1 tRNA gene is annotated in these 234 nt (G+C 41.0%); it reads right to left on the bottom strand.

From position 1 onward, the window contains the following. Positions 1–79: 79 nt before the first annotated feature. Positions 80–156, bottom strand: a tRNA-Ile gene (locus tag C1H58_RS12150). Between the last annotated feature and the right edge of the window lie 78 nt (positions 157–234).

Below are 234 nucleotides of genomic sequence, written 5' to 3'. Positions count from 1 at the left end.
TTCAAGCTTTCGCTTGTCACTCGGTTTTGCTTGGTAAAATCTATACTTACTTATCTAGTTTTCAATGTACAATATCAAATGGTGGGCCTAAGTGGACTCGAACCACCGACCTCACGCTTATCAGGCGTGCGCTCTAACCAGCTGAGCTATAGGCCCATTTGATTTTGAATTCCCAAATGAATGAGCATTCAAAACTGAATACAATATGTCACGTTAATTCCGTCTATCACCTGT

Origin of the sequence: Staphylococcus sp. 191, assembly GCF_011174885.1 — a bacterium.
GTDB lineage: Bacteria > Bacillota > Bacilli > Staphylococcales > Staphylococcaceae > Staphylococcus > Staphylococcus coagulans.
Note: the sequence above shows the minus strand (reverse complement) of the source record. Positions and strands in the feature narration are given on the sequence as shown.